The sequence below is a fragment of the Pseudomonas botevensis genome (genome assembly GCF_019145475.1).
GTDB lineage: Bacteria > Pseudomonadota > Gammaproteobacteria > Pseudomonadales > Pseudomonadaceae > Aquipseudomonas > Aquipseudomonas botevensis.
Map to the genome: position 1 here is coordinate 1 of NZ_JAHTKI010000024.1, position 16454 is coordinate 16454.

General features: G+C 61.8%; 11 protein-coding genes. 6 read left to right on the forward strand and 5 right to left on the reverse strand.

Annotation, left to right across the window (positions count from 1 at the left end):
* Nucleotides 1-335: 335 nt before the first annotated feature.
* The 5 genes from lon to cmoB all read left to right on the forward strand — a co-directional run bounded on the left by lon (nt 336) and on the right by cmoB (nt 5899).
* Nucleotides 336-2753, forward strand: a complete 2418-nt coding sequence (gene lon / locus KVQ74_RS24320) for an endopeptidase La (RefSeq protein WP_225930165.1) — start codon at nt 336-338, stop codon at nt 2751-2753.
* A gap of 281 nt (nt 2754-3034) precedes the next feature.
* The gene (locus KVQ74_RS24325) at nt 3035-3427 is read left to right on the forward strand and encodes a protease inhibitor I42 family protein (protein WP_217833914.1); all 393 of its coding nucleotides are present in this window, start codon (nt 3035-3037) and stop codon (nt 3425-3427) included.
* A 2-nt stretch (nt 3428-3429) separates the two neighbouring features.
* Nucleotides 3430-4074, forward strand: a complete 645-nt coding sequence (locus KVQ74_RS24330) for a lysoplasmalogenase (RefSeq protein ID WP_217833915.1) — start codon at nt 3430-3432, stop codon at nt 4072-4074.
* A gap of 92 nt (nt 4075-4166) precedes the next feature.
* Nucleotides 4167-4946 carry a carboxy-S-adenosyl-L-methionine synthase CmoA gene (gene cmoA / locus KVQ74_RS24335; protein ID WP_217833916.1) on the forward strand — a complete coding sequence of 260 codons (780 nt, stop codon included), beginning with the start codon at nt 4167-4169 and terminating at the stop codon, nt 4944-4946.
* The gene (gene cmoB, locus KVQ74_RS24340) at nt 4943-5899 is read left to right on the forward strand and encodes a tRNA 5-methoxyuridine(34)/uridine 5-oxyacetic acid(34) synthase CmoB (RefSeq protein WP_217833917.1); all 957 of its coding nucleotides are present in this window, start codon (nt 4943-4945) and stop codon (nt 5897-5899) included. The genes cmoA and cmoB overlap by 4 nt, the downstream gene beginning before the upstream one ends.
* A gap of 52 nt (nt 5900-5951) precedes the next feature.
* Here the strand turns inward: cmoB and tadA are convergent, their stop codons facing one another.
* A complete protein-coding gene (gene tadA / locus KVQ74_RS24345) occupies nt 5952-6449 on the reverse strand; it encodes a tRNA adenosine(34) deaminase TadA (RefSeq protein ID WP_217833918.1) in 498 nt (165 codons plus the stop codon).
* A complete protein-coding gene (locus KVQ74_RS24350) occupies nt 6449-7825 on the reverse strand; it encodes a multicopper oxidase family protein (protein WP_217833919.1) in 1377 nt (458 codons plus the stop codon). The genes tadA and KVQ74_RS24350 overlap by 1 nt, the downstream gene beginning before the upstream one ends.
* A gap of 398 nt (nt 7826-8223) precedes the next feature.
* On the opposite strand from KVQ74_RS24350, the gene KVQ74_RS24355 reads away from it, so the two are divergent.
* On the forward strand, nt 8224-12525 hold the full coding sequence (locus tag KVQ74_RS24355; RefSeq protein ID WP_217833920.1) for a membrane-targeted effector domain-containing toxin: 4302 nt from the start codon (nt 8224-8226) through the stop codon (nt 12523-12525).
* An 82-nt stretch (nt 12526-12607) separates the two neighbouring features.
* Here the strand turns inward: KVQ74_RS24355 and guaA are convergent, their stop codons facing one another.
* From guaA to KVQ74_RS24370, 3 genes are all read right to left on the reverse strand, one after another.
* Nucleotides 12608-14185: a glutamine-hydrolyzing GMP synthase gene (gene guaA, locus KVQ74_RS24360; RefSeq protein WP_217833921.1), complete on the reverse strand. Its 1578-nt coding sequence runs from the start codon at nt 14183-14185 to the stop codon at nt 12608-12610.
* 98 nt (nt 14186-14283) lie between these two features.
* The gene (gene guaB, locus KVQ74_RS24365; RefSeq protein WP_217833922.1) at nt 14284-15753 is read right to left on the reverse strand and encodes an IMP dehydrogenase; all 1470 of its coding nucleotides are present in this window, start codon (nt 15751-15753) and stop codon (nt 14284-14286) included.
* Between the two features lie 116 nt (nt 15754-15869).
* Nucleotides 15870-16418 carry a sugar ABC transporter ATPase gene (locus KVQ74_RS24370; RefSeq protein ID WP_217833923.1) on the reverse strand — a complete coding sequence of 183 codons (549 nt, stop codon included), beginning with the start codon at nt 16416-16418 and terminating at the stop codon, nt 15870-15872.
* Between the last annotated feature and the right edge of the window lie 36 nt (nt 16419-16454).

Below are 16454 nucleotides of genomic sequence, written 5' to 3' on the forward strand. Positions count from 1 at the left end.
AGCAAACCGTAGGCGATGCCCCCGGATGAATCCCGTAACGAAGGAACCCCGAGCCTAGGCGAGGGGCCGTACGCCGGGGCAAAGCCTTTTGGGTTACCTTTTTGGCGTCTGAAAAAGGTGACTCGCCGTAAGGGCGAAACCGCCAGCAAAAACACCCGCAGAAACGGATATTCACCCCAACCCCCAGAGCCTGGTCGGCCCAGAGGCCGCCAAGCCCAAAGCAAAAGCCCAAAAACTGTCAAAACCCTGAACACACAACCAGAAACACCCAGCCCCATTGAAACCACCAAACCCGCGCCCCATCTAAGACCCATACCCCATTGCGCAGGTGCCCCATGAGCGACCAGCAAGAATTCCCGGACAGCCCCGACGACTACACCCAGACCGACCACATCGAACACCACTCCACCGGCAAAGGCCTGGCCCTGCCCGGCCAGAACCTGCCGGACAAGGTCTACGTCATCCCGATCCACAACCGCCCGTTCTTCCCGGCCCAGGTCCTGCCGGTCATCGTCAACGAAGAACCCTGGGCCGAAACCCTCGAACTGGTCAGCAAATCCGAACACCACTCCCTGGCGCTGTTCTTCATGGACACGCCCCAGGAAGACCCGCGCCACTTCGACACCAAAGCACTCCCGCAGTACGGCACCCTGGTCAAGGTCCACCACGCCAGCCGTGAAAACGGCAAACTGCAATTCGTCGCCCAGGGCCTGAGCCGCGTGCGCATCAAGACCTGGCTCAAGCACCACCGTCCGCCGTATCTGGTGGAAGTCGAATACCCGCACCAGCCGACCGAGCCGACCGACGAGGTCAAGGCCTACGGCATGGCGCTGATCAACGCGATCAAGGAACTGCTGCCGCTCAACCCGCTGTACAGCGAGGAGCTGAAGAACTACCTCAACCGCTTCAGCCCCAACGATCCGTCGCCGCTGACCGATTTCGCCGCCGCCCTGACCTCCGCCACCGGCCCCGAGCTGCAAGGCGTACTCGACTGCGTGCCAATGCTCAAGCGCATGGAAAAAGTCCTGCCGATGCTGCGCAAGGAAGTCGAAGTCGCGCGGCTGCAGAAAGAAATCTCCGCAGAAGTGAACCGCAAGATCGGCGAACACCAGCGCGAGTTCTTCCTCAAGGAACAGCTCAAGGTTATCCAGCAGGAACTCGGTCTGACCAAGGACGATCGCAGCGCCGACCTCGAACAGTTCGAGCAGCGTCTGGAAGGCAAGGTCCTGCCGGCGCAGGTGCAGAAACGCCTCGAAGAAGAAATGAACAAGCTGTCGATCCTCGAGACCGGCTCGCCGGAATACGCGGTCACCCGCAACTACCTCGACTGGACGACCTCGGTGCCCTGGGGCGTGTATGGCGAGGACAAGCTCGACCTCAAGCACGCACGCAAGGTGCTGGACAAACACCACGCCGGCCTCGACGACATCAAGGACCGAATCCTGGAATTCCTCGCGGTCGGTGCCTACAAAGGCGAGATCAGCGGCTCGATCGTGCTGCTGGTCGGCCCGCCGGGCGTGGGCAAGACCAGCGTCGGTAAATCCATCGCCGAATCCCTCGGCCGGCCGTTCTACCGCTTCAGCCTTGGCGGCATGCGTGACGAGGCCGAGATCAAGGGTCACCGCCGCACCTACATCGGGGCCCAGCCGGGCAAACTGGTGCAGGCGTTGAAAGACGTCGAGGTGATGAACCCGGTGATCATGCTCGACGAGATCGACAAGATGGGCCAGAGCTATCAGGGCGACCCGGCCTCGGCGCTGCTGGAAACCCTCGATCCGGAGCAGAACGTCGAATTCCTCGACCACTACCTCGACCTGCGCATGGACCTGTCGAAAGTCCTGTTCGTCTGCACCGCCAACACCTTGGATTCGATTCCCGGCCCGTTGCTGGACCGGATGGAAGTGATTCGCCTGGCGGGCTACATCACCGAAGAAAAAGTCGCCATCGCCAAGCGCCACCTGTGGCCGAAGCTGTTGGAGAAGGCCGGCGTGTCCAAGGGCAGCCTGAGCATCAGCGACAGCGCCCTCAAGGCTTTGATCGACGGTTATGCCCGTGAAGCCGGGGTGCGCCAGCTGGAAAAACAGATGGGCAAACTGGTGCGCAAAGCGGTGATGAAGCTGATCGACGACCCGAAAGCGGTGATCAAGCTCGGCCCGAAAGACCTCGAAGCGTCCCTCGGTCATCCGGTGTTCCGTAACGAGCAAGTGCTGTCCGGCACCGGCGTCATCACCGGGCTGGCCTGGACCAGCATGGGCGGCGCGACATTGCCGATCGAAGCGACGCGGATCCACACGTTGAATCGCGGTTTCAAACTCACCGGGCAACTGGGTGACGTGATGAAAGAATCGGCGGAGATCGCCTACAGCTACGTCAGCTCGCACCTGAAGTCGTTTGGCGGTGATCCGAAATTCTTCGACGAAGCCTTCGTCCACCTGCATGTGCCGGAAGGCGCGACACCGAAGGACGGCCCGAGCGCCGGGGTGACCATGGCCAGCGCCCTGCTCTCCCTGGCCCGCAACCAGCCGCCGAAAAAAGGCGTGGCGATGACCGGCGAACTGACGCTGACCGGGCATGTGCTGCCGATTGGCGGGGTGCGCGAGAAGGTGATCGCGGCGCGGCGGCAGAAGCTTTTCGAGCTGATCCTGCCGGAAGCGAACCGGGGCAACTTCGAGGAGTTGCCGGATTACCTGAAAGAAGGCATCACCGCGCATTTTGCCAAGCGCTTTGCGGATGTGGCTAAGGTGCTTTTCTGATGACGGCTTGAGCGATCAGGGGCTTCGACATCGTCTCCCCAGCCCTCTCCCAAAGGGAGAGGGCGCCGATTGTGCGATGCTTCAGAGATGCGTCGACCTGAAAGCTCTTCGCTGAATCCATAATCCACTCGATCTTCCAGGTCGATGTATAACGCCAGACACCTTGGTCAGTCCCCTCTCCCTCCGGGAGAGGGTCAGGGTGAGGGGCTTGGCGTTGTCACACTTTGTCTCATCTTCAGTTATGCTCGCCGTTCGTCGCCAACGTCGGAGCTGCTGCCCCCATGTCCCCCATTCGCCTGCTTGTCCCCCTGTCCCTCGCCCTGCTGGCCGCCTGCGCCACGCAACCGAAAACCAACCTGACGGTGGAAAAACAGAGCGAATGCCCGGTGCGGCTGGTCAATGGGCAAAACCTGATCGTCACTCTGCCGAGCAATCCCACCACCGGTTACCGCTGGGCGATCCAGGATTCCGCTGGCGGCGTGTTGCGCGCCCTGAGTCCCGAGGTCTACAGCAATCCAGAGGACGCCGGTGTGGTCGGTGCCGCCGGCCTTTCGACCTGGCGCTTCCAGGCTTTCGCCACCGGCACCGGGCGCCTGCGCCTGACCTCGCAGCAGCCGTGGGCGCCGGAAGTGCTGCCGGTGGAAACCTTTGACTGCGCCATTACGGTGAACTGAGCATGGGCTGGCTGATTCTGGCGCTGATGGGCGCGGTGACGTTTCTCTACGGATTGAGCACCCACGCGGCGCTGCTCTGCCTGCTGGTCAAACCGTTGCCGGTGCTGGCGCTGCTCGGCTGGCTGCATGATGCTCCGGCCAGCGACTATCGGCGCTGGATCAGCCTCGGCCTGATTTTTTCCCTGGTCGGCGATGTATTGCTGGCGTGGCCGGGGGATTTGTTCGTGTTTGGCCTCGGCGCGTTTCTGGTTGCCCATCTGGCCTACCTCAAAGCCTATCTCAGCGATTGCCGGCGCCTGGCACTGCTGCCGCTGATGCTCGCGATTGCGTTGGGTGCCGTTCTGCTGGGGATTCTGATTTCCCATGGTCTGGGTCCATTGCTGGTGCCGGTGATCGTCTACGGCACCGCCATCAGCGCGATGCTCTGGCGCGCCCTCGCCCGACTCGGTAGCGGCGTGCCGCAGCGTTCGGCGTTGCTGGCGGCGGCCGGTGCGGTGGCGTTCGTGTTCTCCGACAGCGTGATCGGCATCAACCGCTTCGTGGCACCGTTCAATGCCGCGCCCTACGTCATCATCCTCAGCTACTGGCTCGGCCAGTGGGGGATCACCGCTTCGGCGTTCTCGCAGAGCAAACGCGCGACCCCATAAAGGGCGATGCTCGCTCCCGCCCGAGGGAGGCGAGCATCGCCAGAAAGCGCTTTATCCGCCAACCCGCGCATCCCCGCGTCAATTTGGCTAAAATGCCGGCCCTCTCCACCGACACCGCCGGAACCGCCGTGAGCAAAGAACCCGATCGCATTTTCGCCCAGCCCCTGGCCCAGGTGCCCGACTTCGCCTTCAACGAGGACGTGGTGCGGGTGTTCCCGGACATGATCAAGCGCTCGGTGCCGGGTTACCCGACCATTGTCGAAAACCTCGGCGTACTCGCGGCGCAGTTCGCTCAACCCGACAGCGTGCTTTACGACCTCGGTGCGTCCCTCGGCGCCGTGACCCAGGCCTTGCGCCGGCACGTACGCAGCGACGGCTGCCGGGTGATCGCGGTGGACAACTCGGCGGCGATGGTCGAGCGCTGCCGCGAATACCTCAACGCGCAGAACTCGATGTTCCAGGAGCTGCTGCCGGTCGAGGTGATCGAGGGCGATATCCTGGCCCTGGAATTTCAACCGGCCTCCGTGGTGGCGTTGAACTTCACCCTGCAATTCATCGCCCCGGAGCAACGCACCGCGCTGCTCTCGCGCATCCGCCAGTCGTTGTTGCCGGGCGGCGCCCTGATTCTCTCGGAGAAGCTGCGTTTCAACGACGCCGAAGAACACGCGCTGCTCACCGACCTGCACGTTGCGTTCAAGCGCGCCAACGGCTACAGCGAACTGGAAATCGCCCAGAAGCGCAGCGCCATCGAAAACGTCATGAAGCCCGACAGCCTCGAAGAACACCGCGAACGCCTGTTGGCCGCCGGGTTCTCGAAAGTCGTGCCGTGGTTCCAGTGTCTTAACTTTGCTTCGTTGATTGCCTTGCCATGATTGATCTGTCCCCCCTCGCCCGCCGCCTGGCCGGCACCCCGCTGGCCGAATGGGCCAACACCCTGCAAGTGCAGCTCGACAAGAAAATGGAGAAAGGTCACGGCGACCTGGAGCGCTGGCAAAGTGCGCTGGACGCCCTGCCGAAGATCCAGCCGAGCGAAGTCGATCTGCTCGACGGCCTGAAACTGGACACCGACTGCGACGAAGCCACCCGCGCACAGATGCACACCGCGCTGATGGGCCTGTCGCCGTGGCGCAAAGGGCCGTTCGATCTGTTCGGCGTACATGTCGACACCGAATGGCGCTCGGACTGGAAATGGTCGCGGGTCGCCCCGCACCTGGACCTCAAGGGCAAGCGCATCCTCGATGTCGGCTGCGGCAACGGCTACTACATGTGGCGCATGCTCGGCGCCGGCGCGGACAGCGTGATTGGCGTCGATCCGAACTGGCTGTTCTTCTGCCAGTTCCAGGCCGTGCAGCGTTACCTGTCGGAACCGAACGCCTGGCACCTGCCCTTCCCGTTCGAAGACCTGCCGCCGAACCTCGAAGGCTTCGACACGGTGTTTTCCATGGGAGTTTTCTACCACCGTCGCTCGCCGATCGAGCATCTGCTGGCGCTCAAGGACTGCCTGGTCAAGGGCGGCGAACTGGTGCTGGAGACGTTGGTGGTCGAAGGCGATCAACAGCAGGTGCTGGTGCCGGAAGATCGTTACGCGCAGATGCGCAACGTGTGGTTCCTGCCTTCGGTGCCGGCGCTGGAGTTGTGGCTGCGCCGCGCCGGTTTCACCGACGTGCGTTGCGTGGACGTGAGCTTCACCACCGTCGAGGAACAGCGCAGCACCGAGTGGATGAAGTATCAATCGCTGAGCGACTTCCTCGACCCCGAGGATCACAGCAAGACCATTGAAGGGTTGCCGGCGCCGATGCGCGCGGTGATCGTCGCGAAGAAATAATCCGGGTTACCTTGTGGGAGCGGGCTGCCCGCTCCCACATTGAGTTTTGTATTCAGTCAGAAGACTTGGCGCGCCTTGCTCTGAAGAACTCGGTCAGCACCGCCCCGCACTCCTCCGCCAGCACGCCCCCCTCATACAACACCCGATGGTTGAGAAAGCCCTGGGTGAAGAACTGCCCCTGGCTCTGCACGATCCCCGCCTTGGGCTCCAGCGCACCGTAGACCACCCGCGCGATGCGCGAATGGACGATCAAACCGGCGCACATGCTGCACGGCTCCAGGGTCACGTAAAGGGTGCTGCCGGGCAGACGATAGTTGCTGACCGCCTGGGCGGCCGCGCGGATCGCAACCATCTCGGCGTGGGCGCTGGGGTCGTTGCCGCTGATCGGGCAATTGAACCCGCGCCCGATGATCTCGCCATCCTGCACCAGCACCGCGCCCACCGGCACCTCGCCAAGCGCCGCGCCTTGCGCCGCGAGGGCCAGGGCTTCGTGCATGAAGTCGCGGTCGCGGCTGCGGTCGATGATCGCCGCCGGGCGAATCTGGCGCATCACTTCACCTCGATGGCGGCCATCAGGCCGGTTTCCATGTGGTCGATCACATGGCAATGGAACATCCACACCCCAGGGTTATCCGCCACCAGCGCCACTTGCGCGCGCTCGTTCTTGCCCAGCAGATAGGTGTCGGTGAAATACGGCACGATCTTGTGCCGGTTCGAGGCGATCACCTTGAAACTCATGCCGTGCAGGTGGATCGGGTGCTGGTACTGGGTCATGTTCTTCAGTTCGAAAATGTAGCTCTGGCCCAGCTTCAGGCTGGCGATCGGCCGGTCGGCGCAGGTCTTGTCGGTGATGTCCCAGGCCTTGCCGTTGATCTGCCACAGGCTCGGCGGCTTGCCGTTGTCGACATTGACCGACACCGAACCGACCCATTCGAAATTGAAGTTGAGTTTCTCGGCATTCGCCAGATCCGGCTCGGCCACCGGGTTGGCGGGCAACGCAGGGGGCCAGTCCGTCGGTGCATCCGTGTTGGCCACCGAACGCAACGTCCCCAGGCGTACCGGGCCGTTGCGCAGCGACAGCTCTTCGCCCACCGCCGGAGCCTTGATCGCCAGGCAGATGCGCATGCCCGGCCCGAGCCAGTATTCCTTGCCCAGCGGGCGCGGCTGCACCGGGTTGCCGTCCAGCGCGTAGATCTGCGCTTCGACTCCAGGAATGTTGATGCGATAGGTCAGGGTGTTGTCGAGGTTGAGCAGCCGCACCCGGGTGATCTGCCCGGCCGGCAATTCGATCACCGGTGACGGCACACCATTGATCGTCGACAGACGCCCCGCCGTACCGCCACGGGCCGCTTCACGGGGGATGCTGAACTCGACGAAATTACCTTCGTCGTCGATGTGCCAGTTCTTCAGGCTCAGGGTCTTTTCGTATTTGAAGCCGGTGGGCTCGCGCTCTTCGACAATCAGCGGCCCGACCAGCCCGCGCCCCAGCTCTTCGCTGCTGCTGACGTGCGGGTGATACCAATAGCTGCCGGCATCCGGCACGCGGAATTTGTAGTCGAAGTATTCGCCCGGCAGCACCGGCAGTTGCGAGACGTAAGGCACGCCGTCCATTTCCAGCGGTAGACGGATGCCATGCCAATGGATGGTGGTGGCGACCGGCAGATGGTTGATGAAGCGCACCCGCAGCCATTCACCCTGGCGCACGCGCAATTCGGTGCCCGGCGCCGAGGGGCCGAAAGCCCAGGCTTCGGTCTTGTGCCCCGGCACCAGCTCAACGTCCAGGGGTGCCGCGATCAGCTCGTAGTCATGACCCGCGTTGGCATCGGCCATTTTACCGAGCCAGTAACGCGAAGCGCCCCCTGCGCCAACACCTACGACAACAAGACCGGCCAGGCCTCCGAGAATTTGGCGACGGGTAAAGGACATGAACTCAACTACCTCACGAATCAGCCGCAGGCCTGGGCGCCCGCAAAAGGCGAATACGATACACCTGCGCTTGCGAAACAGTAAGGGCAGCGCGGCGGATGGCCGCAGCGACCCGTCCGCCCATAGCTCGGGAACGCGCCTGGCAGGTAGTACATATGCACCGCACTTCGAGCACGCCAGCGGGCAATGATCGGCTATCAGGTCGCCAGTGAGTTGCCCCCCCGGGCGGAACACTCAGGCTCCGCCCGGGTGCTGGTTTCGTTCGCTGGCAGCGGAGTTTTCCTATGCACCCCATCACCTCATACGACAACACGTCGTCCTGCGGTCTGACAGACGTATCACCCGCCACCCTGAAATGATCGTCGCTGCGTTCAACCACCCACGATCAAGGAAAGACTGTGGACACCCTTCAAGACAGCAAACTACCCAACACCGGTGACCGAGAGGCACTCAAGTTATTGGTCCCGAACCTGGTCGAAGCCTGCCCCGACCTGTATGAAATGGCCTGCGCGATCGCCCGGGAGATTCTTGCCAGCCATGACCTCGCCCATCTGGAACCGGAACAGGTCTATTTCCACCGTTTTCACTCGGCTCAGAGCAGTTCGCGAACCTTCACCGGTTGGGAACATCGGCTGGAAACCCCACGCCTGTCGATGACCCTGCCGCAACTGGTCATTCAGCGTTTCAGTGTGCACGACCAGGACAACGCCGATCTGCTCGACGCCGATGCCGGGTTCTACACCGCCGGCCCGAACGCTGGAAATTACGACGAAAGCAACGAAGTACGGCTGCACGCCAATGACGTGCTGAAGGCGTTCTGGGCCATCAACTTTTCCGATCGCTACCAGAAAAAGATCAAGTCGTTCTGGAACAAACACAGCAAGACCTTCCGTGCGCTAGCCAAATGCACCTTCCTCGCCAAGGCCATGGAAGACCGCGAAAGCGGCCGGCTCTCGGATGAAAACTTCAAGACCGTGGTCAAGGCCGTGGCCGGCAATGTCAGCTGGCCGGTGCCCCGCCAGATGCTCGAAGACGAGGTTCCGCCAGCCAGGGAAATTCGCGTCAGCCTGCTGAAGATCGGCGGATTCGTGGCGACCGACATCCTGTGCATCATCGATGCCCAGGGCCGAAAAATGATCTATGTCCCCGGAGAAGCCTGGGGCGTGCATGCCTTGCAGTCCGACCGCCATGTGCACTGGTGGGTGCTGTCGAAAATCAGGAAGCCTGATGACCGCAAACGCTTCATGGCGCATTTTCAGGTCGCCGACCACGACATCATGGAGGACACCGCCTGGCGACAGAACGCCAAGAAACAATGGCTCGAAGCGTTGAATCCCGGGGCAAACCTGGCCTCAATGTTTTTCCGTGAACCGCATATCGAGAACGTCGGGCTCAATCACGTCCTCGACCTGCTGGTGACCACTTGGGACAGCAACGATCACAAACTGGTCGAGAGCACCGCCGAAACCCTGACCGGTGACGCCTTCACCTTCCTCGCCAGCGCCACCCACGCGCGCATGCTCAGCGACGCCACGTTCATGATGCATACCAACGGCGATCTGCGTAAAAAGCTGTGGATCGGCTACCTCAACGCCTTCAACCGGATGTTCGGCCCCATGGCAGCCGTGGGTTGGCCGGTGGCGCTGGCGGTGGTCGGTGCGGGCATCGCCAACGTCGGCCTGCAGATCGATCAGGCGGTCAACGGCAAAACCCCGCAAGCCCGCAAGTCGGCGGTGACCGCTGCGATCTTCACGGCCATCGATACCCTGTTCAACGCAACGTTCCTCAGGGGGGAAGGCGCACTTCCGGAAATTGCCGAAACCTCCATGGTCATCGAGGAAGAAGAACATCTCGTCGGCACGACACCGACTCGCACGCCATTGCCGCCGCTGGAGGAAATCGCGCCGAAACAGGTGCTCCCGGCTGCACCGGAGGATTTTCTCGAATCGTTCAAGACCACCATCAACGAACCCACGCTCATCGACCCCGAACATCCGAAGCTTCAGGAGATCATTCAGACCCCTTCGGGCAAGCGTTACATTTACATGCGGCGCGCCGGTGGCGACGGTTTCTATGAAGTCCGTTATGTCGAGCAGATGCGCAGTTGGGTCATCATCGATCCGGTTCATCCTTACTCGTTCTATCGCAACGTGCCGGTACGCCTGAACGAGGCACTGAAATGGGAACCGGCTGCCCGCCCCGGCCTGCGGGGCGGCATGAAAATCTTCGGCGAATGGCCCTGGGGACACACGTCCAGCCCGCTGCCGGAGCTTGCGAGCGAACCGCTGCCGTATGACGTTGCGCAAACGTCGGCAACGGAACTGCGACCACTGGCCGAAAACCGCCTCGATGACTTTCCGCTGGACCGCGTGGAGCACAGCGACAGCCTCTATCAGGACTTCAAGACGCTGCGGCGCAGCCTGTATGACGACGCCATCGACTTCTATTCCACCCCAAGCCTGCCCTCACGCCCGATGGTGCCAACCTTCAAGCCCTCGACTTCGTTCGCCGACATGAGCAAACGACTGCTCAAGGAGATACCCGGTCTGGTGATCGGCCAGGAAAACGCTACCACCGGCGCCCGGCAACTGCTGATCGACAACTTCAAGACACTGAACAAGCAGAAAGTCAGAACCTTGTACCTGGACCAGTTGCTGACCGACTTCCATCAGGCCGACCTCGATGTGTTCCACCGGACCGGGAAGCTGCCGACTTCTCTGGAAGAATCCCTGAAAGCCATCGATATCCACCTGGGCACTGATCCGACAGGTCCCCACAGTTATCTGGAACTGGTGAAGGCCGCACAGAAAAATCATATCCGCGTACAAGCCATCGACTGCATGGCCAGTCGCCGCTTCCCGACCATGGAGCACACTTCGCAGGTCAGCAGCCGCAAGATGCTGAACTACTTTTCCGACACCGCGATCCGCGCCGACCAGGCTGCCCACGGCGCCAACCCCTGGGTGGCATTGGTCGACGAAGAACGGGCCAGCGTTCTTGAAGGTGTTCCCGGCCTCGGCGAGCAGCAAGGTGTCGTTGCGATTCGGGTAGAAGAAGTGCCGGTGGGCAAGGCTGGTGGAGTGTCGACCGATCCGGGCAAAAAGGTCCACGACCTGCTGGGCCAGACCGTTGATCTGATCAAGAGCGACCTGCGCCTGCAACTGGAGGCCTCGCCAACGATCACGGCCCGCAACATCGAGGAGGCCTTGCCCAGAGGTGGCATGTTCATGATCGAGGAATCCACCACGCTGATTCATCGCAGCGGCGACGGCACACTGGTTCGCACACCGATCCAGCACGATGCCGGCGGTTTTTCCATCGTTCGCCCGCGCTGGACTTCGGTCAGCGGACGCCACTTCGACAGCGTGCATGAACTCGCCATCGCGCTGGAAGATGAAGGTCTGTCGCTGAGACGCGTGCGCATCGATCCAAAGGCAGGCCAGTCGCCGGTCATCGAGACGTCCGCCACCGCTACCGCCACGAGTGCGACCGCCGACCCGGAGTCCATGATGCCCGACAAGGCGCTGTTCGATTCGCCGTATGAAATTCCACAAGCGTTTCGCGGGGAATTAAAGCCGTCGGCCTTGAACCCTGACAGCCGCACACTCGGCGATCAATTCGTCAGCCTGGACGAAGACACCGGCATGGAAACCTTCCGGGCCCTGCGCCAAAAACTGCATCAGGAGGCCACACGTTTTTACGCCGAACTGGAACTCCCGCCCCGTCGGGCAGTGCCGCCAGTCGACCCGGCCGCCGACCCCGAGGCGTTCATCGACTGGTGGATCAATCACTACGACGGATTGGCCATCGGAGAGAGCCACGGCGATGTCGGCAGCAAACGCTGGCTGATCGAAAACATGCCGGAACTCAGCCGCCGGGGCGTGCAGACGCTGTATCTGGAACACCTGATGACCGATTTCCACCAGGTATCGCTGAACAACTATTACCGCACCGGCGTCATGCCCCGGGATCTGGAGCGTTACCTGCAATTGCTGGATCAGGGCCACATGACCGATCCGATGGGGCGCTACACCTTCCTTGAGCTGGTAAAGACCGCGCGCAACAAAGGCGTGCGGATTCAGGCAATCGACTGCATGGCCAGTTATCGTCTGAGCGGCATGAAAGGCCTACAGCGCACGACCCGCCAGAAAATGATGAACTACTACGCCCACACGATCATCGAGGCCGACCGCGCTGCGAGGGGGCCACAAAAGTGGATCGCGCTGATGGGTAACTCCCATGCCAACACCTATGAAGGCGCCATCGGCGTCAGCGAAACGGAAGGCGCTCTCGGGCTGCGAATAGAGGACGTGCCCAAGAGCCAGGCCAGCGGATACCAGCCAGACCCAGGCCGAACGTTCGTTTACCAGGACGGCAGGCCCACGGGCGTGGTCAAGAGCGATCTGCGCCTGCAAATGGAAACCCCGTGGGCTGCCCGGTCGATCGAGAACACCGAGAAACTGCTGACCCGTCCGGGGATGTACACCCTGACGAGAGAGCCTGGCGGTACATCGCTGCTGCATCGCGGGCGCGACAACCTCATCGTCAAGACACGCATCAACCACGAATCCGGCCGCTACTTCATCGAGCGCCCGGCCTGGCCGACGCTGCATGAAAAACGCTTCGACAGCATGCTCGGCTTGATTGATGCGCTGAATGGCCGGGGCCTGACCCTGGCCGGCTGGTCGGGCGCGTTGTAACCGCCAACAAAAAGGCCGCGTGAACAGTGTTCACGCGGCCTTTTGCGATACCTGCAGTTACGCCGTCAAGACGTGGGCAGGATCATTCCCACTCAATGGTCGCCGGCGGCTTGCTCGACACGTCGTAGGTGACGCGGGAGATGCCTTCGATTTCATTGATGATGCGGCCGGAAACGGTTTCCAGCAGTTCGTAAGGCAGGTGTGCCCAACGCGCGGTCATGAAGTCGATGGTTTCCACCGCACGCAGGGCCACGACCCAGGCGTAACGACGACCATCGCCCACCACGCCAACCGACTTCACTGGCTGGAACACCACGAATGCCTGGCTGACCTTGTGATACCAGTCGGCCTTGCGCAGTTCTTCGATGAAGATGTGGTCGGCACGACGCAGCAGGTCGGCGTATTCCTTCTTCACTTCACCGAGGATCCGCACACCCAGGCCTGGGCCCGGGAACGGGTGACGGTAGACCATGTCGTACGGCAGGCCCAGCTCCAGGCCCAGACGACGGACTTCGTCCTTGAACAGTTCGCGCAGTGGCTCGACCAGTTTCAGGTTCATTTCTTCCGGCAGGCCGCCCACGTTGTGGTGCGACTTGATCACATGAGCCTTGCCGCTTTTCGCGCCAGCCGATTCGATCACGTCCGGGTAGATGGTGCCCTGGGCCAGGTACTTGATGTTTTCCAGCTTGCAGGATTCGGCGTCGAACACGTCGATGAAGGTACGGCCGATGATCTTGCGCTTCTTCTCCGGGTCGGCTTCGCCGGCCAGGTTGCCGAGGAACTGGTCTTCAGCGTTGGCGCGGATCACCTTGACGCCCATGTTCTCGGCGAACATGGCCATCACTTGCTCGCCTTCGTGCAGACGCAGCAGGCCGTTGTCGACGAATACGCAGGTCAGTTGGTCGCCGATGGCCTTGTGCAGCAGCGCCGCAACCACCGAGGAGTCGACACCGCCGGACAGACCCAGCAGCACGTTGTCGGTGCCGACCTGGGCACGGATGTTGGCGATGGCGTCTTCGGCAATCTTCGACGGCGTCCACAGGGCTTCGCAACCGCAGATGTCGAGGATGAAGCGCGACAGGATGCGACCGCCCTGCTTGGTGTGGGTCACTTCCGGGTGGAACTGCACGCCGTAGTAGGCCAGATCGTCGTTGAACATGCCGGCGATCGGGCAGCTCGGGGTGCTGGCCAGAACATGGAAGTCGCCCGGCATCTTGGTGACCTTGTCACCGTGGCTCATCCAGACGTCGAGGCCGAATACGCCGTCGGCATCGACGTGGTCTTCGATGCCATCGAGCAGACGGCTCTTGCCAACCACGTCAACGCGGGCATAACCGAACTCACGCAGCTCGGAACCTTCGACCTTGCCGCCCAGTTGCTCGGCCATGGTCTGCATGCCGTAGCAGATACCGAAGACCGGTACGCCCAGATCGAACACGGCCTGTGGGCAGCGCGGGCTATTGGCTTCGTGCACGGACTCGGGGCCGCCGGCGAGGATGACGCCTTTTGGAGCGAACTCACGGATCGCATCTTCGTCCATGTCGAACGGGTGCAGTTCGCAGTACACGCCGATCTCGCGCACGCGGCGGGCGATCAGTTGGGTGTACTGGGAGCCGAAGTCGAGGATCAGGATGCGGTGAGCGTGAATGTCGAGGGCCATGATTCAGTCTCGTCTAAGTAATTCAGAAACAGTCTTGATTCAGAAACAACTCGGGGCTGAATAAAACAGCCCCGGTCGTTAACTTTTTGCTTGAAGGCTCAACCTACGCGGTAGTTTGGCGCTTCCTTGGTGATCTGCACGTCGTGAACGTGGGATTCGGCCATGCCGGCACCGGTGATCCGCACGAACTCAGGCTTGGTGCGCATCTCTTCGATGTTGGCGCTACCGGTGTAGCCCATCGAGGAGCGCAGGCCGCCCATCAACTGGTGGATGATCGCGGTCAGGGTGCCCTTGTACGGAACACGCCCTTCGATGCCTTCCGGAACCAGTTTCTCGGCACCCGCCGAGGAGTCCTGGAAGTAACGGTCGGAAGAGCCTTGCGCCTGGGACATTGCCCCCAGCGAGCCCATGCCGCGATAAGCCTTGTACGAACGGCCCTGGAACAGTTCGATTTCGCCCGGCGCTTCTTCAGTACCGGCGAACATCGAGCCCATCATCACTGCCGAGGCACCGGCCACGATGGCCTTGGACAGGTCACCGGAGAAACGGATGCCGCCGTCGGCGATCAACGGAACACCGGTGCCTTCGAGGGCGGCGGCGACGTTGGCGATGGCGCTGATTTGCGGCACGCCGACACCGGCGACGATACGGGTGGTGCAGATCGAGCCAGGGCCGATACCGACCTTGACGGCGTCGGCGCCGGCTTCGGCCAGCGCCTTGGCGGCTGCGCCGGTGGCGATGTTGCCGCCGATCACCTGCACTTCAGGGAAGTTCTGCTTGACCCAGCGAACGCGGTCGATCACACCTTTGGAGTGACCGTGCGCGGTGTCGACCACCACCACGTCCACGCCGGCATTGACCAGGGCGGCGACGCGGTCACCGGTGTCTTTACCGGTGCCGACCGCAGCGCCGACGCGCAGACGACCTTGATCGTCCTTGCTCGCCAGCGGGTAAGCCTTGGCTTTTTCGATGTCGTTGACGGTCATCATGCCCTTGAGGGCGAATTTGTCGTCGACGATCAGCACGCGCTCGATGCGGTGCTTGTGCAGCAGTTCGCGGGCTTCGTTCTTGTTGGCGCCTTCCTTGACGGTGACCAGACGCTCTTTCGGCGTCATCACGTCGCGGACCAAGGCGTCCAGACGGTTTTCGAAACGCACGTCACGGGAAGTGACGATGCCGACCAGGTCGCCATCGTGCAGTACCGGAACGCCGGAAATGTTGTGCATGCGGGTCAGTTCGAACAGATCACGCACCGTGGCATCGGCCTCGATGGTGATAGGGTCCTTGACCACACCGGCTTCGAACTTCTTGACCTTGCGCACTTCGGCAGCTTGCTGCTCGATGGTCATGTTCTTGTGGATGATGCCGATGCCACCTTCCTGAGCCATGGCGATTGCCAGACGGGCTTCAGTAACGGTGTCCATGGCGGCAGAAACCAGAGGAATGTTCAGCTCGATGCCACGGGTAAGGCGGGTCTTCAGACTGACTTCGTTAGGAAGAACCTCGGAATAACCGGGCACTAGGAGAATGTCGTCGAATGTCAGAGCTTCTTGGCTGATACGCAGCATCGCGGGGGCTCCCGAGCGGGAAAATGGAAGCGCGCCATTATACTCAGACACCCCACCGGGCTCAATGTAAAACTCTGTCGAATATCAATGTTGCTGATGTACGGGAATGAGCGCCCTCACAACTCCACTTTCACCCAGCTCACCGGCTGGTCGAGCCAGTCGGCGAATTCGTCGATAAAACTCTGCTTGAACCCCGCTTCCAGCCAGTTATTGAAGATGAACCCGAGGTTGGAAAACGCACACGGCTGCAAATACAGAAAGCCATTGATGTCGTCTTCGTGCCCGCATTCGGGGCAGGTGAAGTTGTCGGTGCGCCCCGGCATCCAGTCTTCGAGGCTTTCGAACAGCGCCTCTCCCACCTCCTGCCGACACTCGGCGCAACCGGCCTCTTCGAGAAAGCCCTTGGCCGGGGTGTAGATGCAACGTTTTACGATGATCTCCAGACCATTGACCGGCTCACCGAACGGCAGCGCTTCGGGATGCAGCACCACGGCACGCGCGCCCTCGGCCAGGGCATGACCCATGCGGTTGCCGGTGCGCCCGCAGGTGGTCAACTCTTCCTGCACGATGTTCTTGCGCACCAGCCAGCGCACGATCGCCCGCGCCCGGGGTTCGTGGACCGGCAGCGTGGAGATTTTCGGGACGAGGATGCTTTGCGAATTCATGGATAGTCCTGCGGCATGGCTTCTGACGTCTTTGCG